Raw genomic sequence first — 24,222 nt, 5'->3', positions numbered from 1 at the left:
ACGATTCCGCCACAGATAAGTTAGGCAAGGCTAACCTAAAGCACAGGGGGTCCCGGGGTGACCATCGAGATCTACCGCGACGCCTGGGGCATTCCCCATCTGCGCGCGTCCGACATCCGTGAACTCGCCCGCGCCCAGGGCCGGGTCACCGCCCACGACCGGGCCTGGCAACTGGAGGTGGAACGCCACCGCGCCCAGGGCACCTCCGCCTCCTTCCTCGGCGCCGAGGCCCTGTCCTGGGACGTCTTCGCCCGCCGGGCCCGGCTGGACGACACCGCCCGCCGCTGCTTCGCCGCGCTGGAACGCCGGGACCCGCAGACGGCCGCGTGGGTGCGGGCGTACGCCGACGGCGTCACCGAGGGACTGGCCGCCGGCGCCCGCCGCGCCCCCGAGTTCGCCCGCACCGCTCTGGCCCCCGGCCGCTGGCAGCCCTGGACGCCGCTGGGGGTCTGGCTCGGCACGCACATCCTGTTCGCCGGCTTCCCGGCCAAGCTCTGGCGCGAGCAGGCGATACGGCACCTCGGCCCCGATGCGGTCGGCCTGTTCGCCACCGACGGGCCCGGCACCGCCGGCAGCAACGGCTGGCTCGTCACCGGTGAGCGCACCGCGACCGGCCACGCCCTCATCGCCGGCGACCCGCACCGCTTCATCGAGGACCCGGGCGTCTACCAGCAGATCCGCCTGTCCTGCCCGGAGTTCGACGTGGTCGGCCTGGCCGTGCCCGGCGTCCCCGGCATCGCCCACTTCGGCCACACCGGCACCGCCGCCTGGGCCATCACCAACGCCATGGCCGACTACCAGGACCTCTACCGGGAACGGCTGAGGCGCACCGGCGCGGGCATCGAGGCCCTCGGCCCGGACGGCACCTGGCACCGGGCCGCCCGCCACACCGAGACGGTGGAGATCGCGGGCGAGCCGACGGTGGAGATCGAGATCATCGAGACGGCCCGGGGCCCGGTCATCGCCGGAGGACCGGACGGCCTGGACGCCTTCACGGCACGGGTCCCCGAGGAACCGGCGCCTGACAGCGGGCGGGCCCCGCAAGGGCCCGGTGCCGTCGGGCCCCGGCGTGGCGGGGAGGGGCCGGCGGCGGGGGTTCCCGGGCACGCAGCGGAGACCGCCGGCGGCGGTGGCGCCGTGCTGGGGCCGCCCGGACCCGGTGGCGCCGTGCTGGGATCGCCCGGACCCGGTGGCGCCGTGCTGGGATCGCCCGGACCCGGTGGCGCCGTGCTGGGATCGCCCGGACCCGGTGGCGCCGTGCTGGGGCCGCCCGGACCCGGTGGCGCTGTGCTGGGGCCGCCCGGACCCGGTGGTGCCGTGCAGGGCCCGACCGCACCCGGTGGCGAGAGCCGCACCGGTGATGCGGGCGGGAGGCACGCCGGTGCCGGCGGTGAAGCCGAGGCGCTGGCCCTGCGCTATCCGCCCCGGGTGACGGAGGACCTCGGCTTCAGCGCCCTCCTCCCCCTCCTCCGCGCCCGCGGCGTCGGCGACATCGACAGGGCCCTGGACGCCTGGACCGAGCCGGTCAACGTCGTCCAGGCCGCCGACACCGCCGGAGGCACCCTGCACCGCGTCGCCGGCAAGGTCCCCGTCCGCGCCCGGGCCAACCGCCTCCACCCCGTCCCCGCCTGGGAACCCGGCCACGACTGGCACGGCACGCACGAGACGCCGTACGCCGAACCGGCCGACGGCATCGCGGTGATGGCCAACGCCCGCGGCCTGGCCACCCCCCTCGGCGTCGAGTTCGCCCCGCCCCACCGAGCCGACCGCATCCGCGCCCTGCTCGACGCCCGCCGCACCTGGACCGCCGACGGCATGCCCGCGATCCACACCGACACGCACCTCGCCTCCGCCGCGCCCCTGTTGGACCACCTCGCGTCCCTCGCCGGCCTCACCCCCGCCGCGGCGGACCTGCGCGACCGCCTGGTCGCCTGGAACCGCCGCATGGAGGCGGACAGCACCCAAGCGGCGGCGTACGCGGCGGTGCGCGGCGCGGTCGTACGGCAGCTCGCCGCGCACCCGGTCTTCGCCCCGCTCGCCCAGCCCCCGGCCTACCCGGACCTTCTGCTGCCCTGGCTTGCCCTCGTCCCCCGCATCGGCTACGCCCTCGAACACCTCCTGCGCGCCGAGGACGTGTACGGCATCGACCGCGCGGCAGCCGTCCGTACCGCCCTGGAGGAGGTGGCCGCCGCACCGCCCGCCCGCCCCTGGGCCGCCACCCACCGCCTGGCCCCCTGGAAGGCCCTCCCGGACGAGCCGCACACGACGGACGAGGCCGCCGCACCCGGTCTCGGCGGCGACCACGACTGCGTGCTGTGCACCTCGGCCGTCCCCGGCCTCACCGACCGCGCCGCACGGGGTCCGGCCGCCCGCTACGTCTGGGACCTGGCCGACCGCGCCAACAGCCGCTGGGTCGTCCCCTTCGGCGCCGACGGGGTGCCCGGCTCCGCCCACCACCGCGACCAGCTCCCGCTGTGGCTCGCGGGAGAACTGGCCCCGGTGGTCACCGACTGGGCCCTGCTCACCCCCGAGCCGGCCGACCCGACCACCACCGAATCCACCGAGGAAGCCCATGACTGACCTGCACGTCCAGCACATCGACGGCTTCGGCACCGTCCGGGTACGCCCCCTCGACCCGGAGGGCGACGCGGACGTGATCCACGCCTGGGTGAGCGACGAACGCGCCGCGTTCTGGGGCATGAACGGCCTCACCAGGGACCAGGTCGCCGAGATCTACGCCCACCTGGCCACGCTCGACACCCACCACGCCTTCCTCGCCACCAAGGACGGCGAGCCGGCCGCCCTCTTCCAGACGTACGAGCCGTCCGCGGACCGGGTCGGCGAGTGCTACGACGTCCGCCCCGGCGACCTCGGCGTGCACCTCATCGTCGCCCCCGCCGGCCCCGACGGCCCGCGCCACGGCTGGACGTGCGCCCTGCTGCGGGTGCTGACGACGTACGCGCTGCTGGGCCTGGACCGCCGGCGGATCGTGGTCGACCCGGACGTGCGCAACGTCAAGGCGATCACCCGCTTCGAACGCCAGGGCTTCCGCCGCGGTCCCGAGGTCGTCCTGCCCGAGGTCGACCTGCCGGATGTGTACCTGCCGGAGAAGCACGCCCAACTCGCCTTCCTGGAGAGGGCGGTGGCCTTCCCGGAGTGACGACACCCGCAGCCCCGAGCGCGCCGGTCGTCCCCGAGGGACGACGCCCGAAGACCCGGGAAGGCCGGGTTGCCCCGGTGGCGACGGCTGCGGACCCGGGCGCGCCGGTCCGGTGAGCACAAGGGCCGTTCCCCGCGTACCTGTAGGGAGGCCCTGTCAGGGAGCACGGAAGCACAGAGGGGCGGAGGCTGAGGGTGCTGCGCGACGGACACCGGGGACCGCGACGACCACACCGGCCCGCACGGTTGCTCGGGGCCGTGCTCCTGCTCCTCCCCGTCCTGCTGTCCGGCCTCGTCCTCGGCGCGGCCGCCCCCGCCTCGGCGCACGCCGTGCTGCGCGCCACCGACCCCGCCGACGGAACCGTCCTGCGCACCGCGCCGCGCGAGGTGACCCTCACCTTCACCGAGTCGGTCGGCCTGCTGACCGACTCCTTCCGGATCTACGACCCCGACAACCACCGCCTGCGCACCGGCCCCGCCGGGCACGCCTCCGGCCGCTCGGACACGGCCCGCGTCACCCTTCCCGCCCGGCTCGCCACCGGCACCTACACGGTCGCCTGGCGGGTGGTGTCGGCCGACAGCCACCCGATCTCCGGCGCCCTCACCTTCTCGGTGCGCGAACGCACCGCCGCACCGGCCGCTCCGCTCCCGGAGCGCACCGAGAACCCGGTGACCACGGCCCTGCACACGATCGCGCGCTACCTCGCCTACCTCTCCCTGGCCCTGCTCCTCGGCACGGCCGCGTTCGTGGCCTACTGCCGCCCGCCCACGACGGCCCACCTGCGCACCCCCGCCCTGGCCGCCGTGGTCACGCTCCTCACCGCCACGGCCGCCCTCTACCTCCTGCGGGCGCCGTACGAGGAGGGCACCGCCCCGGCGACGGCCCTCGCCCTCTCCTCCCTCACCCACACGGCGACGACGCGCCCCGGCCTGCTGCTCCTGGCCCGTACGGTGCTGCTGCTCCTGGCGGCGGTCTGCGCGGTCCTGCTGCGAACCCGCCGCACCCGGCTGCCACGCCGCGCCACCCTCGCGGCGGCCGCGTCCCTCGCCGTCGCCCTGTCCCTGACCTGGTCCGCGTCCGATCACGCCTCGGCGGGCATCCAGGTCCCGGCGGCGATCGCCTCGGACACCCTGCACCTGCTGGCCATGGCGGCCTGGCTGGGCGGACTGGCCGCCCTGCTGTGGACGCTGCGGCCCACCGCGGCACCGGCCGGGCTGCCGGCCTCGGTCACGGCCCGCTTCTCCCGGCTGGCCTCCGCCTCGGTGGCGGTCCTGGCCGTTACCGGCGTCTACCAGTCCTGGCGGGGCCTCGGCTCCTGGCAGGCCCTGACGGACACCACCTACGGCCGCACCCTGCTGGCCAAGCTGGCGGCGGTCATCGCGCTGCTCCTCGCGGCGGCCTGCTCCCGCACCTGGACCAAGCGCCTGGCCCGGGCGGCCGCACCGGCCCGCGCCCGCGTCCCGGAACCGGCCGCGGGCGCCCCCGTCCCGGAACCTGCCGTCCGGGGGGCCGCACCGGTCCGCGCCCGCGTCCCGGAACCTGCCGTCCGGGCGGCCGCACCGGTCCGCGCTCGCGTCCCGGAACCGGCCGCGGGCCCGCCGCTCCCCCCGGAACCCGCGCCCGGCCCCGCCCCCGTCACCCAGGTGCACCTCCTGCGCCGCTCGGTCCTGGCGGAGGCGGTGGCCGCCGGAGTGGTGCTGGCCCTGACCACCCTCCTGACCAGCACCGTGCCCGGCCGCGCGGCGGTGGAGTCCGCCCGGCAGGCCCCCGTGCCCGCGACGGCCGGCATCCCCACGGCGTCCGTCACGACGATCCCCTTCGACGTCGGCGCCCCCGGCCGCCGGGGCAGGGTCCAGATCACCCTGGACCCGGGACGGGTCGGCGGGAACTTCGTCCAGGCGGTGGTCTACGGGCCCGACGGCGGCTTCGCCTCGGTCCCCGAACTCCGCGTCACCCTGACGCTGCCGGCCCGGCACCTGGGCCCCCTGGACACGAAGGTCACGGACCGCGGGGGCTACTGGGCCGCCGACGCCTTCACCCTCCCCCTCCCCGGCACCTGGACCCTGAAGGCGACGGTCCGCGTCTCGGACGTGGACCAGGTGACGGTCTCGGCGCCGGTACGGGTCACCCGCTGAGCCGGACCCGCCGGTGACCCGCCGAGCCGGACCCGCGGCCGGCTGCCGAAGGGCGATGGGCTCGCCCAGCCGCTTCAGCGCCCAGCCGCGCGCGGCCGCGGTGGACGGCGACGACGGCACGCGGGGAGGCGTGCGGTTCCCCCGCGAGGCGGCTGGGGCCTCCCCGGCGGGCGACCGGCTCCCCGCGGCGGGCCGTCCGGGCGACCGGCTTCCCGCGGCGGGCCGTCCGGGCGGGTGCGCCGCTGTCCGCGGTGGGCGGCGGGCTGTCCGGGTGAGCGCTCCGCGGTGCCTGGTGCGCCATCCTCCCGGCCCGGCCGGACACGCTGCACAGTGCCGCTATGTTGATCACCCATCTCGCGCTCGTCTCGCTCACCGAGGCCACGCGGATCAGCGCCTCGGCACTGAGCCGGGTGGCCGCCGCGCTGCAGAAGCAGGCCACCCGGGACTTCAACCCCATGTGGCAGGTCACCGCGACCGTGGACGCCTTCGACCGGCTGGAGGACGTGCCCGTCGGGTACTGGCCGCTGATCGTGGTCGACGACGTCCCCGATGCCGCCGGGTTCCACCTGGACGAGAACGGCCAGCCCTTCTCGCTGATCGAGTTCAGCGACAGCTGGTCGCTCACCGCGAGCCACGAGATGCTCGAAATGCTCGCCGACCCGCTGGGCGACCGCCTGATCGCGGGTACCTCCCCGCACCCGGATCAGGGCGTGGTCGAATTCCTCGTCGAGGTCGCCGACCCCTCGGAGGCCGCCGAGTTCGGCTACACCGTCAACGGCATGCTCGTCTCCGACTTCTTCACCCCGCGCTTCTACGACCCCGTCGCGGCCGACGGCGTCCGCTACAGCTTCGGCGGGCACATCAAGCAGCCCCGCCAGATCCTGCGCGGTGGCTACATCACCTGGCGCGACCCGGTCACCGGCGAGTGGTGGCAGCAGACCTGGTTCTCCGGTGACCGGCCGAAGTTCCGCAAGCTCGGCCGTCTCACCGGCCGCTCGATCCGCGCGGCCGTCGACGCCGCGACCAAGACCGTGAGCCGTATCGCGCGCGACACGCCGGACACCGAGCGCTTCACCGCCGCCCGCGAGCTCACCGCGCAGGCCAAGGAGTCCACGCGGGCCCGCGCCGAGGCATGGCGCCGGCAGATCGACCGGCTCAGGAGCGCCGACCCACTGGCCGGCGCCTGGGAGGGCGGTAGGGAGGACAATGCCTGACGGAGCCCTCAGCCGTCTGGCCCTGGGAGGTCGCGATGGACGCCGAGGACAAGAGCAACGACACGGGCACGCCCTGGGCCGAGCCCCTGGCCCCCGACGAGAACGCCGACGCGGTCCTGGATCAGGACGAGAACACCGACACCACGGGCCGGGACGAGAGCGCCAACGCTCCGGGCCGGGACGAGAGCGCCGACGTTTCGGGCCGGGACGGGAACACCGACGTTCCGGGCCGGGACGAGAACACCGACACCACGGGCCGGGACGAGAGCGCCGGGGCCTTGGACCAGGGTGAGGACGCCGAGACCCCGGACGGGGACGGGCGGCCGGACCCGGCCCGGGAGCGGGAGCGCCGGCGGGAGGCCGATGAGCTGCGGCGGCGCGTGGCCGCGCTCGCGCAGCAGCCGCCTCGGAGCCTGCGGGAGGCCGTGCACCGCGCCGCGCACAGGCCCACGGCGGAGGCGGACACCGCCGGCGACGACGCCGCGTCCGCGGCCGTCGGCGACGCATGGCACTGTGCAGCCATGACGACAACGACAGAGCTGACCCTCTTCGCCGACTACTTCCAGCTGCACGTGTCCGACGCGGTCGCGGACGGTGATCTGAGCGACGCATGGACGGACCAGGCCGTTGCCGACCAGCTCGCGGTTGCGCGGCATGCGCTGGGCATCGGCACGGCCGTCAATGTCGACGTGTCCGTCACTGTCGTCGTCCTGCCTCAGGAGCCGGGTGACGACAGCTCGGAGTTCGATCACGTGGTGGAGGCCGGCCTCGATGTGCCGTCGGGGCGCCTGGCGGTTCAGGGCGGCACGGATTACGCCCCCGACGCGGCCACGTTCGAGGTCCCGCCGGGCTGGAACCGCGTTCGCGTGTCCCGGAGCAACCTGGCGCGGGCGACCGAGGCCGACGTCGACTCCGACGAGAGCCCCGAAACCACCGAGCGGGTCCGCATCCAGGTGTGGCCGGCCCCGGAATCCCCGGCGAAGATCATCAAGCGGTGGTCGCAGCCCGACGACGAGTCCGACGCATAGGCCGACGGAGTACGGGACGGGCGTCTCACGGCGCCCGGCACTTTCAGCCGCCCGGCACACCCATATGCCCGGCACACCGAGCCGCCCGGCACATCCATACGCCCGGCACATCCATACGCCCGGCACGCCCATGTGACCGGAGTCATGCTCCGCAAGGTCGCTCGGCAGGTCGCAGACGCCCTCCGGGAGGTGCCCGGCGCAGGCTCGAACTCGTGAGGGGTTGCCCCCAACACGCTTTCCAAACGTTGTCTGGGGGTTCGGCGGCGATCGAGGGCGTCCTGACCTGCGGCGGAATGAGGCATTGGGAGGGTGGCGGACGGTGCTGGACGGAGATGAATGAGACCAGAACCGAGACCAGGGCGCCGGGTCATACCTTCTTGACGACGATGGTGTCCGGGAGGAGCTTCTCCAGGTCGTCTACGTCCGAGGTGAAGACGGTGACCTGACCCTTCTGCTGGCGTGCGATGACAGCGAGCACGGCATCGATCGCGTACTTGTGACCGTGCAGCTTGGCGTCGGCCAGGAGACGCCGGGCCTGGCGGGCCTCGTCCTTTCCGACCTCGGCGACGTTGAGCCGGGAGAGCACCCAGTCCCAGCGCTGTTCGGTGGTTCTGCCGTCGTACGCCTCGACGAGCGTCATGGGAGATGTCACCACCTCGGCCTCACCCCCGGCCGCGAGGTCGAGCCAGGCGATCATCTTGCGGTCGCCGCGCACGGCCAGGGACAGGGCTTCGCAGTCGAGTACGAAGACGCGCAGTGGCCGCTGTCTCTGCTCACCGGCGCGCTTCTTCACGCCGCCTCTCCGGCATCGTGTCCTCCGGCGGTGCGACGGCGCTCGTGCTCGGCGTCGAGATCATTCAGTTCCGCCAGGGCTGCCGCGCATTCGTCCTCGGTGACCGGCCCGTGTTCCTCCTGCAGCCAGTCGACCAGCTCCAGCAGCCGGTCCCGATCGCGCTTGAACCGCAGTGCTTCGGCTACATACGCCGAAAGTCCCCGCTCAGCCGCGTCGGCGCGAATCTCGTTGAGGAGATCTTCGGGGATCGTCACCGTGACTTTCTTCGTCGCCATACAAGGGACCATACTCCTGGTGCAAAGGTCCTTACCATGGGTCTCAGAACGAGTCAGGCTCAGGATCCGGATGGTTGATCCCGGATTCTTCCCCCACCGTTGATCGCTGGGCCACATCGTTTCACTCGATCACCCGTGTCGTTCACGCTCACCAGCGCATGCAGCGGCTGGTGGGGATAGTTGCCCTTCGAGGTGGTGAGCATCCTGCCGTTGGTAGAACCACAAGAGGAGGGGCCGTGTCCCTGCTGCCTTCGGCAGACGTCTTCAGGTCGATCGAGCTAAAGGTTTCGCAGTCGCTCAGCGGACAGTTGGTATGTCCACATGCGCCCGGGGAGAAGTGTTCGGTGGGTGAGCACCTCACGCTCTCGGAGGCGAAGGATGCGGCGGCGCGAGATGCCACCGACGTTGCTCTTCGGGACGCGCTGTGGCGATGCGTAGGCCGCGATGCCCGTAGCGACCTGCCGAACTTGGCTCAGCAGCCAGTTGCTCGCGCTGTATTTCGTCGTCCCCTACCTCCGCAAATCGGCCGGGAGAGTGTCGAGAAGGCTCTGCGTCGACGTCGCCGAGGTGAGGTCGGCCATGGTGTTCGGTGCGTTGTACGGTCTGGCGCTGGCCGCGGAAGGCGACGATGTCCGTGACGAGGTCGTCCGGTCTGCCAATGCGGCAGGCTGGGCGGTGGAACGGGCTGATCCGGCCGAGCGCACGACGGATCCGCATAGCCTTGTCGACCGCGCGAGCCGATTTGATGACGGCTACTCGCCCATCCGCACCGAGTCGGACATCCAGGTGGTCGACGAGATGGACCCTTTGTTGTGGGAGCGCATCAGCGGCGAACGCATGGGCGCTGCCTTGCACCGCCTCGGGCTCTTGGGCGAGTTCCTCGCCTCGGGTTCGGAGCAGGTGCCCGAGGGTGAGTCCGACGAACTCGACGGACCGCAGAAGGAAGCCGAATGAGCCCAAGCGCATGGCGACTGTCGCAGTGGCTGGCAGAGCCAATGCCCCTACGAAAGGTGGCAGATCTCCTCGGCGTCGATGCAGCGAAGGGACGTGGGTGGTCAGTGCACTGGCCCGCAGCGCCGCGAGGCTGCCCCCTGCTCCGACGTGAAGGATGCGTCAGCCGTGTCCGTGAAAGCGGTGGTCGCAGCCCGACGACGAGTCCGACGCATAAGCCGACGGAGTACGGGACGGGCGTCTCACGGCGCCCGGCACTCAGCCGCCCCGGCACATCCATACGCCCGGCACGCCCATGTGACCGGAGTCATGCTCCGGAAGGTCGCTCAGCAGGTCGGAGACGTCCTCTGGGCGCCGTCCGCCGCCCAGGAAAAAACCAACTGAGACGGAACCTGAGACGGACAACGTCGAAGGGCCCCACTGCGAACAGTGGGGCCCTTCGACAACGTGCCCGGTGAGGCACTGGCGGAGGATACGAGATTCGAACTCGTGAGGGGTTGCCCCCAACACGCTTTCCAAGCGTGCGCCCTAGGCCTCTAGGCGAATCCTCCGCCGGAAACATTACATGACCGAGGGGAGTGCTCGCGAACTCGTTCCCGCAGGCCGTCCTCGGGTCCGACCGCCGACGGGATCGAGTACAGACGACCGGCCGCCATCGGGTACTGTGGGGCACAGCCCCTCACGCGGCGCTATCTGACTGAACTCCCCCAGGGCCGGAAGGCAGCAAGGGTAGGTCGGCTCTGGCGGGTGCGTGGGGGGCCCTTGCGTTCCCGGGCTCTGTGGACGGAGCCCGTTGTCGGTGGGCGCCATTAACCTCGTATGCGTGTCGTCTCTCGCGCTGTACCGCCGCTATCGCCCGGAGACCTTTGCCGAGGTCATCGGGCAGGAGCATGTCACCGACCCGTTGCAGCAGGCGCTGCGGAACAACCGGGTCAATCACGCGTACCTGTTCAGCGGGCCGCGCGGATGCGGCAAGACGACCAGCGCGCGCATCCTGGCCCGCTGCCTGAACTGCGAGCAGGGCCCTACGCCGACCCCCTGCGGGGAGTGCCAGTCGTGCCGCGACCTCGCACGGAACGGGCCGGGCTCGATCGACGTCATCGAGATCGACGCGGCTTCCCACGGTGGTGTGGACGACGCCCGTGAGCTGCGCGAGAAGGCGTTCTTCGGCCCCGCGAGCAGCCGGTACAAGATCTACATCATCGACGAGGCCCACATGGTCACGTCGGCCGGCTTCAACGCCCTGCTGAAGGTCGTCGAGGAGCCGCCCGAGCACCTCAAGTTCATCTTCGCCACGACCGAGCCCGAGAAGGTCATCGGCACCATCCGGTCGCGGACCCACCACTACCCGTTCCGGCTCGTGCCCCCGGGCACCCTGCGGGACTACCTCGGCGAGGTGTGCCAGAAGGAGGCCATCCCGGTCGAGGACGGCGTGCTGCCGCTCGTCGTGCGCTCCGGCGCCGGGTCCGTGCGTGACTCCATGTCCGTCATGGACCAGCTCCTCGCCGGTGCCAGGGAGGAGGGTGTGACATACGCCATGGCGACCTCCCTCCTCGGTTACACCGACGGGTCCCTGCTCGACTCCGTCGTGGAGGCCTTCGCCACCGGTGACGGGGCCGCCGCCTTCGAGGTCGTCGACCGGGTCATCGAGGGGGGCAACGACCCGCGGCGCTTCGTCGCCGACCTGCTGGAGCGACTGCGGGACCTGGTGATCCTCGCCGCCGTGCCGGACGCTGTGGACAAGGGGCTCTTCGACGCCCCGGCCGACGTCCTGGAGCGGATGCAGGCCCAGGCCGAGACGTTCGGCGCGGCCGAGCTGAGCCGCGCCGCCGACCTGGTCAACGAGGGCCTGACCGAGATGCGCGGCGCCACCTCGCCCCGCCTCCAGCTGGAACTGATCTGCGCCCGCGTCCTGCTCCCCGCCGCCTACGGCGACGAACGGTCCGTGATGGCCCGTCTCGACCGCCTGGAGCGCGGCGTCGGCTTCTCCGCCGGCGGCGGCGCACCCGCCATGGGCTACGTCCCCGGTCCCGAGGCCCACGGCGGCGCCCACGTGCCGGGCGCGGCCGCCGGCGTGCCGTCCGCCGTGCCGTCCGTGCCACCCGGCGGAGGACCCGCCGCGGCCCGAGCGGCCGTCCGTGCTCCGGGCGCTCCGGGTGCTCCAGGTCCGGCCGGACCGGGTGCCCCGACGGCCCCTGCCGCCCCGTTCGAGCCGGCTCCGGCTGCCGCCCCGGCCCCTGCGACCCCCGCCCCGGCCCCCACCGCCCCCGCCCCGGTCGCCCCGGCAGCCGATTCCGCCGCCCCGGCAGCCGCTCCCGCTCCCACGGCTCAGCCCCCGGCCGCGCCCGCGCCCGGTGCCTGGCCCACTGCCGCGCCCACCGGCGGCGGCCGGCGTCCCGGTGGCTGGCCCACGGCCGCCGCTCCGGCGACCGGCCGGCCGGGCCAGGGCGAGGGACAGGGACCGGGTCAGGGTCAGGGGCAGGGTCCCGGCCAGCCGCAGCCGCAGCAGCAGCCGGGGCGTGCCGCCCCCGCCCCCACTGCGCCCGCCGCCCAGGCCCCGGCGCCCGCCCCGGCCGCCCCCGTCGGCGGCCTCGACCCCCGCTCGCTCTGGCCGAACATCCTGGAGGCCGTCAAGAACCGCCGCCGCTTCACCTGGATCCTGCTCAGCCAGAACGCCCAGGTGACCGGCTTCGACGGCACCACCCTCCAGCTCGGCTTCGTCAACGCCGGCGCCCGGGACAACTTCTCCGGCAGCGGCAGCGAGGACGTGCTGCGACAGGCGCTGGCCGAGCAGTTCAACGTGCAGTGGAAGATCGAGGCGGTCGTCGACCCCTCCGGCGGCTCCGCCGCGCCCGCCCCGGGCGGCTCACCCGGCTACGGCGGCGGAGGCGGTGGCTACGGCGGCTCCGCCGGTGGTGGCTACGGCGGCTCTCCCGCCGGTGGTGGCTACGGCGCCCCGAGCGGTGGCTACGGCGCCCCGGCAGCGTCCCGCCCCGCGGCCCCCCAGCCGGCCCCGCAGGCGTCCGCCGCCCCCCAGGGCGGCGCCCCGGCCGCACCCGCCCCGGCGCGCCGGCCGGCCGCCGCACCCGAGCCGCCGCCCGTCGCCCCCGAGGACGACATCCCCGAGGACGACGACCCCGATCTCGACGAGTCGGCCCTGTCAGGTCACGAGCTGATCGTGCGCGAGCTGGGCGCGACGGTGGTGGAGGAGTTCTCCAACGAGTAGCCGGCGGCGTCCGCATCCGGCGTTTGGAGGAAAGACCGACAAACCCGGGGCCCGGTCTTCGGTGACCTTGCCATTAGGCTGGCCCCCGTGAAGGTCCTCGTCATCGGCAGCGGCGCCCGCGAACACGCCCTGTGCCGCTCCCTGTCCCTCGACCCCGACGTCACCGCGCTGCACTGCGCCCCCGGCAACGCCGGCATCGCCGAGGTCGCCGAGCTGCACCAGGTCGACGCGCTCGACGGCGCCGCGGTGGTCGCGCTGGCCACCGGCCTCGGTGCCGAACTGGTCGTCGTCGGCCCGGAGGCCCCGCTGGTCGCCGGCGTGGCCGACGCCGTCCGCGCGGCCGGCATCCCGGTGTTCGGCCCCTCCGGGGAGGCTGCCCAGATCGAGGGGTCCAAGGCCTTCGCCAAGGAGGTCATGGCGGGGGCCGCGGTGCCGACCGCCCGCTCCTACGTCTGCACCACCGCCGAGGAGGCCGCCGAGGCCCTCGACGCCTTCGGCGCCCCCTACGTCGTCAAGGACGACGGTCTCGCCGCCGGCAAGGGCGTCGTCGTCACCTCCGACATCGAGGCCGCCAAGGCGCACGCCGCCGCGTGCGAGCGCGTGGTGATCGAGGAGTTCCTCGACGGCCCGGAGGTGTCCCTGTTCGCCGTGACCGACGGCGTGACCGTCGTCCCGCTCCAGCCCGCCCAGGACTTCAAGCGCGCCCTGGACGGCGACGAGGGCCCGAACACGGGCGGCATGGGCGCGTACTCGCCGCTGCCGTGGGCCGACCCGAAGCTGGTCGACGAGGTCCTGGAGACCGTGCTCCAGCCGACGGTGGACGAGATGCACCGCCGCGGCACGCCCTTCTCCGGGCTGCTCTACGCCGGTCTCGCGATCACCTCGCGCGGGATCCGGGTCATCGAGTTCAACGCCCGCTTCGGCGACCCGGAGACCCAGGTCGTGCTGGCCCGGCTGAAGACCCCGCTGGGCGGCGTCCTGATGGCCGCCGCCACCGGCAACCTCGCCGACCTGGCACCGCTGCGCTGGAGCGAGGAGGCGGCGGTCACCGTCGTCATCGCCTCGCACAACTACCCGGACACCCCGCGCACCGGGGACCCGATCACCGGCCTGGACGCGGTGGCGGCCGAGGACGCCCCGCACGCGTACGTGCTGCACGCCGGCACCAAGCGGAACGGCGACGCGGTCGTCAGCGCGGGCGGACGCGTGCTGTCCGTCACGGCCACCGGCGCGGATCTGGCCGAGGCGCGCGAGCGTGCGTACCGGGCCGTCGGCCGGATCGGCCTGGACGGCTCGCAGCACCGCACCGACATCGCGGCGAAGGCGGCCGAGACGGCACAGGCTTAGCCGCCGCCCGCCGCCCGCCGCCCGCCGCCCGCCGCCCGCCGCCCGCCTGCGTCAACCGCTGGCCGCCCGCGTCAGCCGCCACCCGCTGCGGTCAACCGCTGGCCGCCCGCGTCAGCCGTAGCCCGCCCGCGTCGACCGCTCGCCGCACGCGTCGACCGCTCGCCGCACCGTCGACCGCACGCCGCCCGCGTCAGCCGCCGGCCGGGAGCCGACGGCGCAGGTGAGCGCGCCGCCCCGCACATCCTCGTATCGCATCAGGCCCCGGACGAAATCCGGGGCCTGATCTTTGCTGTCTGTCACCCAGCTCTGACCAAAGCCATTCCATCGAGTGAGCAATCGCCTATCCGGCTGACTGGCGCCCGGGCCCCAACTAGGGTGCCGCGCAAGCGTTCCGGCACTTGGCCCACCGGCATTGCGATGTCGGTGGCGGGTGCCACAGTGGGGGAGTGAACAAGACCAGGGCGGCACGCGATCGGCAGGGAGGGGGCGAGGTCGGCACGTGACCGGAATCGGTGTGGAGGCGGGCGCGCAGGCCGCGCGCTCCCGGGCCCTCGCCGTGCTGCGGGTCCGGGGCCGGGCGCTGGCCGTGGCCGTGCTGCCGGCGGGCGCCGCGGTGATCCTGCTGACCGGCGCCTCCACCGGCCACTTCGTCGGCCCGGGCTGGGACACGGCCCGGTGGGTCGTCGGCGTGCTCGCGGTGCTGGTGCTGCTGACCGCGGCCGCTGTCGCCGTCGTAGTCGCCCGGGCCCGCCCCGCCACGACGCCCACGGTCCCGATCCCGGAGGAGTCCGCCCCGGACCTGTACCGGATGGTGCGCGACCTCGCCGACCGTCTGGACGTGCCGGCCCCCTCGGCCATAGCGCTCACCCCGGACTGCGACAGCTGGCTGGAGGACCGCACCCATTCGGCGCACGGCCCGCCCCCGCGTCCGGCGCCCGACGAGATAGCGGGCCCGGGCGGCCGCCGGTCCCCGGTCGCGCCGGTCCTCGTCATCGGCTCCCCGTTCCTGTGGTGGATGCGCGTCGGCGAGCTGCGCGCCGTCCTCGCCCCGGTCATCGCGGGCACGGGACCCTCGGCGCAGCCGGACATAGCCGCCGCCCGCCGCTTCGTCCGCGGGCTGGACGCGGCCGTGGCCGTCGCCTCGACGCCGGGCCGCTGCCCGCTGATGCGCGGGACGTGCGCGGTCCTCGGCTGGGTGGCCCGGCTGCTGCTGCGCGGCTGCCGGGAACACGCGACGCTGATGGAGCGCGGGGTCGCCGCGGCGGCGGCCGAGCGCGCCCAGGCGGTCGACTACGGCCTGCGGATCGTCGCCCAGGAGCAGGTCGGACTCGCCTACGCCGGCTGGGACCGGCTGCTGACCAGGGTCGCCCTGCCCGCCTGGCGCATGGGCCGCTGGCCGTCCCGGCTGGACGCGGGCGTGGTCGCGGCGCTCACCGAGCTGTCCCGCCGCGACCGGCTGGCCGACGGCTTCGCCTCTCGGCTCGGCGAGCGGCCGGCCTGCGATCTGCTGGAGGAGCCCGGCGCGGTGGACGAGGCCGCCTCGCTGCTCGCGGCCCACCTCTTCCACGGCGGCCCCGCCGAGTCCCGCCCCGGCTGGTCCCCGGTGGACTGGCAGGCGTATCCGGAGGAGGTCGTGGACCGCACCTGGCGTGCCGACGCGGCCCGGCTGCACCGCGTCCTGGACTTCCTCGGCGTGCGCCCCTCCCTCGACCCGGCAGTCCCGGACCCCGGCGGCCCCAACCTGGCCCGCGTCCTGGACCACCTCACGGATCCCACCGCGACAGGGGCGGAGAAATCCGGCCGCACCCACGACACCGGCCGCACCGGCCGCACCCACGACACCAGTCGCACCCACGACACCGGCGGCGCTGAAGAAACCGGCCGCACCCACGACACCGGCCGCACCGAAGAATCCGGCCGCACCCACGACACCAGTCGCACCCACGACACCGGCGGCGCTGAAGAAACCGGCCGCACCGACGACACCGGCCGCACCGAAGAATCCGGCCGCATCGACGACGCCGGTCACGAAGACACCGGCCACGACCAGCCCGGCGCCCTCCTCCCGGGGGACGACGAGCCCGGCGCCCCTCTCCCGTACGACGACGAGGACGCCGACCGCGCCACCGAGCGCAGTGCCGCCCTGGCCGCAGGGCTGAGCGCCGAGCTGGCCCGGGAGGAGGCCGCCGAGGAAGCGGGCGGCGCCGCCCGTCCGAGCCCCGGCAGCGCCCTGTGGACCGCCTGCGACTGCGTACTGCCGCCCTTCCCGCTCCAGCCCCAGCGCACCGCCCGTGAGCTGCTCACCGACCACCTCACGGCGATGGTGTGCTGCGCGGCCGTCGACACCGCCGGCGCCGTCCCCGCGCTGGACTGGCTGGACGGCCCGTCCCTGCGGCTCGGCGGCGAGCGGGCCGCCGATCTGACCCCGAAGGTCCTCAGCCTGATCGAGGAGGGAGACCCGGGCCCCCTGCGCGACTGGCTGGCCGCGACCGGAATACGCCCGGAGAAGCCCGTGCGGCTCGTGTGACGCGTGCCGTAGCGTCATTTTCACCGTCGTAACGGAAAGACGACTTCCACTTCAGGTCAATTCGCAACGAGTAGTGACCGAGCCCGTGCGTTATGTGATGTGCTGGGACCGACCACGCCCTTGGCAAAGGCACGCGACATACGACAGCACGGCCGAGCACACCGAGCACAGTGCGCACCACCGAGACAGCCACGGGGGCATGAGGGAGGGGAGCGACCATGGCCTCGGACCACATTCGCCGCTGGGAGTCCGGAGCACTCGCGCACGCCGTCACGGACCCCTTCGGCCAGGGCCCGGTGCCCTGGCTGCGCGGCAGCGAGACGTACTTCGACGACACCGGTCACGTCGTGCCCTGGTACGTCGACCCGAGCCCTCAGCAGCTCGCCGGAGCTGCCGGCGCGCGCGTCCCGGCACCGCGGGCGGCCACGGCCGGTCCCCGCTCGGCCGACGACGTGCACCGCCAGATCAAGGGGTTCACCTCCACCGGCGCGGTCACGCCCGGCGAGGCGATCGACTTCCACATCACGGTCGATCCGCCGCAGGAGTTCAGCGTCGACATCTACCGCATCGGCCACTACGGCGGCGACGGCGCCGCCAAGATCACCACCAGCCCCCGGCTGTCCGGCATCGTGCAGCCCCCGCCGCTGACCGCCGACCGCACCGTCTCCTGCCACCACTGGTGGCTGTCCTGGCGCCTCCAGGTGCCCTCCTACTGGAGCATCGGCGCCTATGTGGCCGTCCTGACCACCGCCGACGGCTACCGCTCCCACGTGCCCTTCACGGTCCGTGACGACCACCCCGCCGACCTGCTCCTGCTGCTGCCCGACATCACCTGGCAGGCGTACAACCTCTACCCGGAGGACGGCCACACCGGCGCCAGCCTCTACCACGCCTGGGACGAGAGGGGCCGGCTGCTCGGCGAGGCCGACGCCGCCACCACGGTCTCCTTCGACCGGCCGTACGCGGGCGCGGGCCTGCCCCTGCACGTCGGCCACGCCTACGACTTCATCCGCTGGGCCGAGCGGTACGGCTACGACCTCGCCTACGCCGACGCCCGTGACCTGCACGCCGGCCGCATCGACCCCGCCCGCTACCGGGGCCTGGTCTTCCCCGGGCACGACGAGTACTGGTCGGCGCCGATGCGCCGGGCCGTCGAGGACGCCCGGGACCGCGGCACCTCACTGGTCTTCCTCTCCGCGAACACCATGTACTGGCAGGTGGAGCTGGGGCCGTCCCCGTCCGGTGTCCCGGACCGGCTGCTGACCTGCCGCAAGCGCAAGGGCCCGGGCCGGCCGGTGCTCTGGCGCGAGATCGACCGGCCCGAGCAGCAGCTGGTCGGCATCCAGTACGCGGGCCGGGTGCCCGAGCCGCACCCGATGATCGTCCGCAACGGCGGCCACTGGCTGTGGGAGGCGACCGGCGCGCACGAGGGCGACGAGATCGCCGGCCTGGTCGCCGGAGAGGCGGACCGCTACTTCCCGCGCACCCCGCTGCCCGAGCACGACGAGCGCATCCTGCTCGCCCACTCCCCCTACACCGACAACGACGGCGTCCTGCGCCACCAGGAGACCTCGCTCTACCGGGCTCCCTCCGGCGCCTGGGTCTTCGCTTCCGGAACCTTCGCCTGGTCCCCGTCCCTGGACCGCCCCGGGCACCGTGATCCCCGCATCCAGCGGGCCACGGCGAACCTGCTGGACCGCATCTGCAAACGCGACTGACCCCTGGCCGCACCCCGATCACCCGCATACGGGAGAATCGAGGCACTTGGACAGAGCCACGGGGAGGAACCGTGTCCGGATTCGTAGAAAAGCCCGAACCGATCGAGGTTCCGGGCCTGGTGCACCTGCACACCGGAAAGGTGCGCGAGCTGTACCAGAACGAGGCGGGCGACCTCGTGATGGTCGCCAGCGACCGCATGTCCGCCTTCGACTGGGTGCTGCCCACGGAGATCCCCGACAAGGGCCGAGTCCTCACCCAGCTCTCCCTGTGGTGGTTCGACCAGCTGCGCGACCTCGCCCCCAACCACGTGATCGGTACCGAACTGCCCGCGGGAGCCCCCGCTGACTGGGCGGGCCGCACCCTGATCTGCAAGTCGCTCAAGATGGTGCCCGTGGAGTGCGTGGCCCGCGGCTACCTCACCGGCTCCGGCCTGCTGGAGTACGACGAGTCGCGGACCGTCTGCGGCCTGGCCCTCCCCGAGGGCCTCGTCGACGGCTCCGAGCTGCCCGGCCCGATCTTCACCCCGGCCACCAAGGCCGAGGTCGGCGAGCACGACGAGAACGTCTCGTACGAGGAGGTGGCCCGCCAGGTCGGCGCGGAGACCGCCGCCCAGCTGCGCCAGGCCACGCTCGCGGTGTACTCGCGCGCCCGGGACATCGCCCGGGACCGGGGGATCATCCTGGCCGACACCAAGTTCGAGTTCGGCTTCGACGGCGACACCCTCGTCCTCGCCGACGAGGTCCTGACCCCGGACTCCTCGCGCTTCTGGCCGGCCGACCAGTGGCAGCCGGGCCGCGCGCAGCCGTCGTACGACAAGCAGTTCGTGCGCAACTGGCTGACGTCGGCGGAGTCCGGCTGGGACCGCAAGAGCGAGCAGCCCCCGCCGCCGCTGCCGCAGCAGGTCGTGGAGGCGACCCGGGCGAAGTACGTGGAGGCGTACGAACGCCTGACGGGCACCGCCTGGTCGTAGCGGACGTGCCCCCGGTTCCGGCCGGGGGCAACGCAAGAAGCCCCCGGCCGGAACCGGGGGCTTCTCCATGGAGCGGACGACGAGGCTCGAACTCGCGACCTCAACCTTGGCAAGGTTGCGCTCTACCAACTGAGCTACGTCCGCACTGCGCCGTGGCGCGAGAGCAACTATACCCAACCTCGCTCGCGTGCGAGACGCACTGCCGCATGACGGTTCTCCGCGCCGAGCTTCGTGACGGCCGAGGAGAGGTAGTTCCGCACGGTCCCCGGCGACAGCGCGGCCCGCTCGGCGATCTCCGTGACCGGTGCGCCGTCGGCGGCCAGCTCCAGCACCTCGGCCTCCCGGGCGGTCAGCGGCGAGTCCCCGGCGGAGATCGCGTCGGCGGCCAACTCCGGGTCGACGTAGCGGTTTCCGGCGTGCACGGTCCGGATGATCTCGGCGAGCCGCTGGGCGCTGACGGTCTTCGGGACGAACCCGCGCACACCGGCCGCGAGCGCCCGTTTCAGATGCCCGGGCCGCCCGTGCCCGGTGACGATCAGCACCCGGCAGCCGGGCAGTTCGGCGCGCAGGGATGTGGCGACCTTCACACCGTCGGCGCCCGGCATCTGCAGATCCAGGACGGCCACATCGGGCTCGTGCGCCCGTGCCATCGCCAGCGCCTCGGGTCCGCTCGCCGCCTCCGCGACGACCAGCAGATCGTCCTCCAGCGACAGCAACGCGGCCAGCGCACCCCGGATCAGATGCTCGTCGTCGGCGAGCAACAGCCGTACGGGACCGCTCACGACGTGACTCCTCTCACGGCCAGGGGTACGTCTCCCGCGGTCGCCAGGGGTACCTCCGCCCTCAGCCGGAACCGGTCCCGGCCGGCGCCGGCGTATCCCGCCTCCAGGTTTCCGTCCACGGCGGCGAGCCGTTCCCGCAGCCCGGCGAGTCCCGAGCCGCCGCCCCCGCCCGACGCCACGGCACCGTCGTTCTCCACCGTCAGCACCACATGTCCCTCCAGCACCTCGAGTCCCACCTCGCACCGGCTCGCGTCGCCGTGCCGCAGCACGTTGGTGGCCGCCTCGCGCACCACCCAGCCGAGCGCGGACTGCACCTGAGCCGGCAGGGACTGCACCTGAGCCGGCAGCCCGGGGACCTCCGTGCGGACCTCGCACTCGATGCCGGCCGCGGCCAGCACCCCCTGCGCACCGGCGAGTTCGGCCCCCAGGTCGGCCTCCCGGTAACCGCGCACGACGGCTCGTACCTCGCGCTGGGACTCCTGCGCGATGCGCTGCACCTCGATCATCTGCTCCACGGCCTCCGGCCGCCCGCGGCGGGCCAGTTGGACGGCCAGTTCGCTCTTGAGGGAGATCACGGACAGGTTCCGCCCCAGCACGTCGTGCAGGTCCCGCCCGAACCGCAGCCGTTCCTCGGCGACGGCGAGCCGGGCTTCGACCTCCCGGGCCCGCTCCGCCTCCCAGAGCACGGAGAGGGTCCAGGCACCGCAGCGGGTGGCGAGGAGGGAGAAGCCGGCGGCGAAGACGACGAACGTCGCGGTGGCGAGCAGGTCGAGACCGCTCGGGCGCACCGCGGCGAAGACGGCGACGATCGCCGCCGCGAGTCCCGCGGCCCGGCGCAGGTACACCCGGATCGGCACGAGGAACGCGTACGGCAGCCCGAGGGGCATGAGCAGCGCGGCGAGGGCGAGCTGGACGGTGAACGGCTCCGCTCCGCCGACGGCCCTGAGCGTCGCGGTCAGCGCGAGCGCGAGGACGAACAGGCACACCGTGCCGCGCAGGGCACCCGCCGGCAGCGCGGAACGGCCGAGGTAGTGGTCCAGCGCGGGCCGTAGCAGCCGGCCGGCGGCCCAGCACTGGAGCAGGCCGACGGCGCCGAGCAGCACGCCGAGGGCCAGCGGCAGCGGCCGTCGGTCGAGTCCGCCCACGAGCGGCAGCAGCAGCCAGCTCAGCGAGAAGACCCAGATGCTGACGTGCCAGGTGCCCAGGCTCTGGAGTTCCACCCGCTCGGCCTTGCTCCGCTCCACCCAGTGCCGCTGCTGCCACCGCCGCATGCGTCCCAGCATCCGCGCCTCCCCGTTCCTCAGCGGCGTGGCTCCCACCGGAACCACCGCCGTACAGCAAACACCGACACGATCGTCCAGGCCAGCGCGGTCGCGAGGGCGCCCAGCGTCTCGTAGGCGCTCAACTGGCCGGTCCAGCTGCCGCGCACCAGGCGGATCGCCGGGGACAGCGGCAGGAGTTCGCAGACGGAGGCGAGCCGGTCGGGCATGACCTCCGTGGGTGCGGCGATTCCGGACCCGGCCATGGACAGGAACACCAGGGGCAGCGCGGTCACCTGGGCGCTCTCGGTGGTCCTGGTGAACGACGAGGTGAGGGCGGCGAGCGCGGCGCTGACCACGAGTCCGGCCAGCAGCCCGGGCAGCAGCAGGTACGGCGCCTTCGGGGCCCCCGTGTGCAGCAGCGCGGCGCAGCCGGCGCACAGGACGAGGGCCTGGGCGAGGCCGAGGAGGACCGGGGGCAGCGCGGTGCCGGTGAGGATCTCGGCGTCGGACAGCTCGCCCGTGCGCAGCCGTTTGAGGACGAGTTCCTCGCGGCGGGAGACGTAGGCGCTGACCAGGGCGGTGTAGACGGCGAAGAGGAAGGAGAAGCCGATGGCGGTGGTCAGCAGGACCGGGCCGATACGCAGGCCCGCCCCCGCCAGGTCCATCTGGTCGAGGGCCGGCCGCATGGTGAACGGGATGGCCAGCGGCACGAACAGCGCGGTGAACACGACACCGCGGTTGCGGCCGAGGAGGGCGAGTTCGGCCCGTGCCAGCGCCCGCAGCCGCCGCGCCGAGGGAGCGAACGCCCCGAGCGCCCCGCCACCCGTTCCGCCGGCGCCCACACGAACCCCGCTCATCCCGCCGCCTCCTGTCCCCGCGTCGGCCCCGCGGCCACCCGAGTCCGCGCGCGCCCCGTTCATCCCGCCGCCTCCTGTCCCCGCGTCGGCCCCGCGGCCGCCGTCCCCCGGGTCCACGCGCACCCCGCTCATGCCGCGACCCCCTGCTCCTGCGCGATCCCGAGGAACGCCTCCTCCAGCGAGGCCGAGCGAACGTCCAGCCCGCGCAGCTCGACACCGGCCCGCTCGGCCCAGTTCAGCACCGCGGTGGCGGTGCGCTGGAGTTCCGTCGTGCGCAGCCGTACGAACCGGCCGTCGCTCTCGTGCCCGCAGACGCCGAGGTCGGGGAGGGACGGCAGATCGCCGACGAAGTAGCCGTCGGGGAGTTCGAAGGACATCCGCGAGGGGCGGCCGGCGGTGACCTCGGCCGGCGTTCCCGAGACGGCGATCCGGCCCTCGTGCAGGATGGCGAGCCGGTTCGCGAGGCCCTCGGCCTCCTCCAGGTAGTGCGTGGTGAGCAGCACGGTCGTGCCCGCGGCGCGCAACTCGCGCACCAGCGCCCAGGTGTCCCGGCGGCCCTCCGCGTCGAGCCCGGTCGTCGGCTCGTCGAGGAACAGCACCTCGGGATCGCCGAGCAGCGCGAGCGCCAGGTCGAGGCGCCGCCGTTCACCGCCGGACAGCTGCTTGACCCGCACGCCGTGCTTGCCGGCGAGGCCCACCCGTGCCAGCACCTCGGCCTCCGGGCGTGCCCCGCTGGTGCACCCGGCCCACATCCGGGCGGTCTCCGCGACGGTCAGTTCGGCGGGGAAGCCGCCTTCCTGGAGCATCACGCCGGTGCGCGGGCGTACGGCCGCCCGCTCGAGGTAGGGGTCGTGGCCCAGCACCCGGACCCGGCCGCCGGCCGGAGCCGCGAGCCCTTCCAGCAGCTCGACCGTCGACGTCTTTCCGGCGCCGTTGGTGCCCAGCAGGGCGAAGATCTCTCCCCGCGCCACGGAGAAGCTGATTCCGCGCACGGCCTCGAACCCGCCCCCGTAGACGCGCCTGAGGTCGGTGACCTCGATGACGTGCTCGTGTTCGTCGATGTCCATGGCACCAGCGTCCCGGCGGCGCGCCCCGGTCGGCAGTGCGCGGTGTCATCGCTGAACATGACAAATGTCAGGCCGGGTTCGGGGCAACGAAAAGACCCCGGTCCAATGGACCGGGGTCTCTTTCCCGAGCGGACGACGAGGCTCGAACTCGCGACCTCAACCTTGGCAAGGTTGCGCTCTACCAACTGAGCTACGTCCGCATTGCCCCCGATCGGCTCCCACCGATCGGTGCGAGCACCAGCCTACCTGATCCACAGCAGTGGTCGTGTCGGCGGTGCAGAGCGGGTGACAGGAATCGCACACTGCGCCTTCCCCCTGGAAGGGGGATGTTCTACTACTGAACTACACCCGCACGGTCCTCGGGATCCGGCCTGCCGGCCTCGCCCCTCGGCGTGTCCCAGACATTAGCTGATCAGCAGGGGGGTTGCGCAAGTCGGTTCCCCTTCAGGCCCCGTATGCCCCAAGTGCACGGTCCTCAGGGTCCTCTGACGGACCCTGAGGACTCGCCCCTTCGCGGGCTCACTGCGCGGCGCTGAACGCCTCGTAGACCTTCTTCGGGATGCGTCCGCGCGCGGGGACGTCCATCTTGTTGGCCTGGGCCCAGGCGCGGACGGCCGCCGGGTCGGGGGCGACCTCCGTCTGCCGGAACGCCTTGCCGGAACGCGACCGCTTGCGGCCGGCCTCGACGTAGGGCGCGAGCGCCTTGCGCAGTTTTTCGGCGTTGGATTCGTTCAGGTCGATCTCGTACGACTTGCCGTCGAGTCCGAAGGCGATCGTCTCCGCCGCTTCCGAGCCGTCGATGTCGTCAAAGAGAGTGACCACGACCTTTTGCGCCACGAATATCGGTCCCTTCGTGCGGCACGTCGTTACAGCTCAACGCCGACGACATGCCGAGTATCGGCTATTGCC

At 73.5% G+C, this 24,222-nt stretch carries 18 protein-coding genes, 4 tRNA genes and 1 other RNA gene; 12 read left to right on the top strand and 11 right to left on the bottom strand.

The annotated features are described in order from the left end of the window. Window positions 1–57 precede the first annotated feature (57 nt). The 5 genes from JK361_RS41380 to JK361_RS41375 all read left to right on the top strand — a co-directional run bounded on the left by JK361_RS41380 (window position 58) and on the right by JK361_RS41375 (window position 7,537). Window positions 58–2,580 carry a penicillin acylase family protein gene (locus JK361_RS41380; RefSeq protein WP_307787317.1) on the top strand — a complete coding sequence of 841 codons (2,523 nt, stop codon included), beginning with the start codon at window positions 58–60 and terminating at the stop codon, window positions 2,578–2,580. Further along, a complete protein-coding gene (locus tag JK361_RS25005) occupies window positions 2,573–3,160 on the top strand; it encodes a GNAT family N-acetyltransferase (protein WP_201821942.1) in 588 nt (195 codons plus the stop codon). The genes JK361_RS41380 and JK361_RS25005 overlap by 8 nt, the downstream gene beginning before the upstream one ends. A gap of 263 nt (window positions 3,161–3,423) precedes the next feature. After that, complete coding sequence (locus tag JK361_RS25000; protein WP_201822327.1) at window positions 3,424–5,295, top strand: copper resistance CopC/CopD family protein; 1,872 nt, start codon at window positions 3,424–3,426, stop codon at window positions 5,293–5,295. Window positions 5,296–5,633: 338 nt separating this feature from the next. Continuing rightward, window positions 5,634–6,509 carry a hypothetical protein gene (locus tag JK361_RS24995; RefSeq protein ID WP_201821940.1) on the top strand — a complete coding sequence of 292 codons (876 nt, stop codon included), beginning with the start codon at window positions 5,634–5,636 and terminating at the stop codon, window positions 6,507–6,509. Window positions 6,510–6,544: 35 nt separating this feature from the next. Further along, window positions 6,545–7,537 (top strand): hypothetical protein, encoded by a 993-nt coding sequence (locus tag JK361_RS41375; RefSeq protein ID WP_236053541.1) that lies wholly within the window; start codon window positions 6,545–6,547, stop codon window positions 7,535–7,537. 367 nt (window positions 7,538–7,904) lie between these two features. Here the strand turns inward: JK361_RS41375 and JK361_RS24985 are convergent, their stop codons facing one another. Together JK361_RS24985 and JK361_RS24980 are read right to left on the bottom strand one after the other, a co-directional pair. After that, window positions 7,905–8,330 carry a PIN domain-containing protein gene (locus JK361_RS24985; RefSeq protein WP_201821938.1) on the bottom strand — a complete coding sequence of 142 codons (426 nt, stop codon included), beginning with the start codon at window positions 8,328–8,330 and terminating at the stop codon, window positions 7,905–7,907. Continuing rightward, window positions 8,327–8,605, bottom strand: coding sequence for a ribbon-helix-helix domain-containing protein (locus JK361_RS24980; protein ID WP_201821936.1), 279 nt, complete (start codon window positions 8,603–8,605; stop codon window positions 8,327–8,329). The genes JK361_RS24985 and JK361_RS24980 overlap by 4 nt, the downstream gene beginning before the upstream one ends. 444 nt (window positions 8,606–9,049) lie before the next feature. Between JK361_RS24980 and JK361_RS24975 the strand changes: the two genes are divergently transcribed. Then, on the top strand, window positions 9,050–9,559 hold the full coding sequence (locus JK361_RS24975) for a hypothetical protein (RefSeq protein WP_236053540.1): 510 nt from the start codon (window positions 9,050–9,052) through the stop codon (window positions 9,557–9,559). Window positions 9,560–10,019: 460 nt separating this feature from the next. Here JK361_RS24975 and JK361_RS24970 read toward each other — a convergent pair. Continuing rightward, window positions 10,020–10,107 (bottom strand) — tRNA-Ser (locus tag JK361_RS24970). A 119-nt stretch (window positions 10,108–10,226) separates the two neighbouring features. Between JK361_RS24970 and ffs the strand changes: the two genes are divergently transcribed. The 6 genes from ffs (at window position 10,227) to JK361_RS24940 (ending at window position 19,345) form a co-directional block, all read left to right on the top strand. Further along, window positions 10,227–10,323, top strand: an RNA gene (gene ffs / locus JK361_RS24965) — signal recognition particle sRNA small type. Between the two features lie 56 nt (window positions 10,324–10,379). Beyond that, window positions 10,380–12,782, top strand: coding sequence for a DNA polymerase III subunit gamma and tau (locus tag JK361_RS24960; RefSeq protein ID WP_201821933.1), 2,403 nt, complete (start codon window positions 10,380–10,382; stop codon window positions 12,780–12,782). 87 nt (window positions 12,783–12,869) lie between these two features. Continuing rightward, on the top strand, window positions 12,870–14,129 hold the full coding sequence (gene purD / locus JK361_RS24955) for a phosphoribosylamine--glycine ligase (RefSeq protein ID WP_201821932.1): 1,260 nt from the start codon (window positions 12,870–12,872) through the stop codon (window positions 14,127–14,129). A gap of 499 nt (window positions 14,130–14,628) precedes the next feature. Continuing rightward, window positions 14,629–16,656: a M48 family metalloprotease gene (locus JK361_RS24950; RefSeq protein WP_201821930.1), complete on the top strand. Its 2,028-nt coding sequence runs from the start codon at window positions 14,629–14,631 to the stop codon at window positions 16,654–16,656. A 218-nt stretch (window positions 16,657–16,874) separates the two neighbouring features. After that, a complete protein-coding gene (locus tag JK361_RS24945; RefSeq protein ID WP_201821928.1) occupies window positions 16,875–18,374 on the top strand; it encodes a N,N-dimethylformamidase beta subunit family domain-containing protein in 1,500 nt (499 codons plus the stop codon). 71 nt (window positions 18,375–18,445) lie between these two features. After that, the gene (locus JK361_RS24940) at window positions 18,446–19,345 is read left to right on the top strand and encodes a phosphoribosylaminoimidazolesuccinocarboxamide synthase (RefSeq protein WP_201821927.1); all 900 of its coding nucleotides are present in this window, start codon (window positions 18,446–18,448) and stop codon (window positions 19,343–19,345) included. A gap of 68 nt (window positions 19,346–19,413) precedes the next feature. Here JK361_RS24940 and JK361_RS24935 read toward each other — a convergent pair. The 8 genes from JK361_RS24935 to JK361_RS24900 all read right to left on the bottom strand — a co-directional run bounded on the left by JK361_RS24935 (window position 19,414) and on the right by JK361_RS24900 (window position 24,150). Then, a tRNA-Gly gene (locus JK361_RS24935) sits at window positions 19,414–19,489 on the bottom strand. A gap of 23 nt (window positions 19,490–19,512) precedes the next feature. After that, entirely contained in the window at window positions 19,513–20,127 is a 615-nt protein-coding gene (locus JK361_RS24930) for a response regulator transcription factor (RefSeq protein ID WP_201821926.1), read from the bottom strand. Next, window positions 20,124–21,410, bottom strand: coding sequence for a sensor histidine kinase (locus JK361_RS24925; protein WP_201821925.1), 1,287 nt, complete (start codon window positions 21,408–21,410; stop codon window positions 20,124–20,126). Before JK361_RS24925 ends, JK361_RS24930 begins: the two co-directional genes overlap by 4 nt. 17 nt (window positions 21,411–21,427) lie before the next feature. Then, on the bottom strand, window positions 21,428–22,246 hold the full coding sequence (locus JK361_RS24920) for an ABC transporter permease (RefSeq protein WP_201821924.1): 819 nt from the start codon (window positions 22,244–22,246) through the stop codon (window positions 21,428–21,430). A 128-nt stretch (window positions 22,247–22,374) separates the two neighbouring features. After that, a complete protein-coding gene (locus JK361_RS24915) occupies window positions 22,375–23,313 on the bottom strand; it encodes an ABC transporter ATP-binding protein (protein ID WP_201821923.1) in 939 nt (312 codons plus the stop codon). A 127-nt stretch (window positions 23,314–23,440) separates the two neighbouring features. After that, a tRNA-Gly gene (locus JK361_RS24910) sits at window positions 23,441–23,513 on the bottom strand. Between the two features lie 80 nt (window positions 23,514–23,593). Next, window positions 23,594–23,665, bottom strand: a tRNA-Gly gene (locus JK361_RS24905). 167 nt (window positions 23,666–23,832) lie between these two features. After that, window positions 23,833–24,150, bottom strand: coding sequence for a histone-like nucleoid-structuring protein Lsr2 (locus tag JK361_RS24900; RefSeq protein WP_201821922.1), 318 nt, complete (start codon window positions 24,148–24,150; stop codon window positions 23,833–23,835). Between the last annotated feature and the right edge of the window lie 72 nt (window positions 24,151–24,222).

The organism is Streptomyces musisoli, from assembly GCF_016741855.1.
GTDB classification, from domain to species: Bacteria; Actinomycetota; Actinomycetes; order Streptomycetales; family Streptomycetaceae; genus Streptomyces; species Streptomyces musisoli.
Note: the sequence above shows the minus strand (reverse complement) of the source record. Positions and strands in the feature narration are given on the sequence as shown.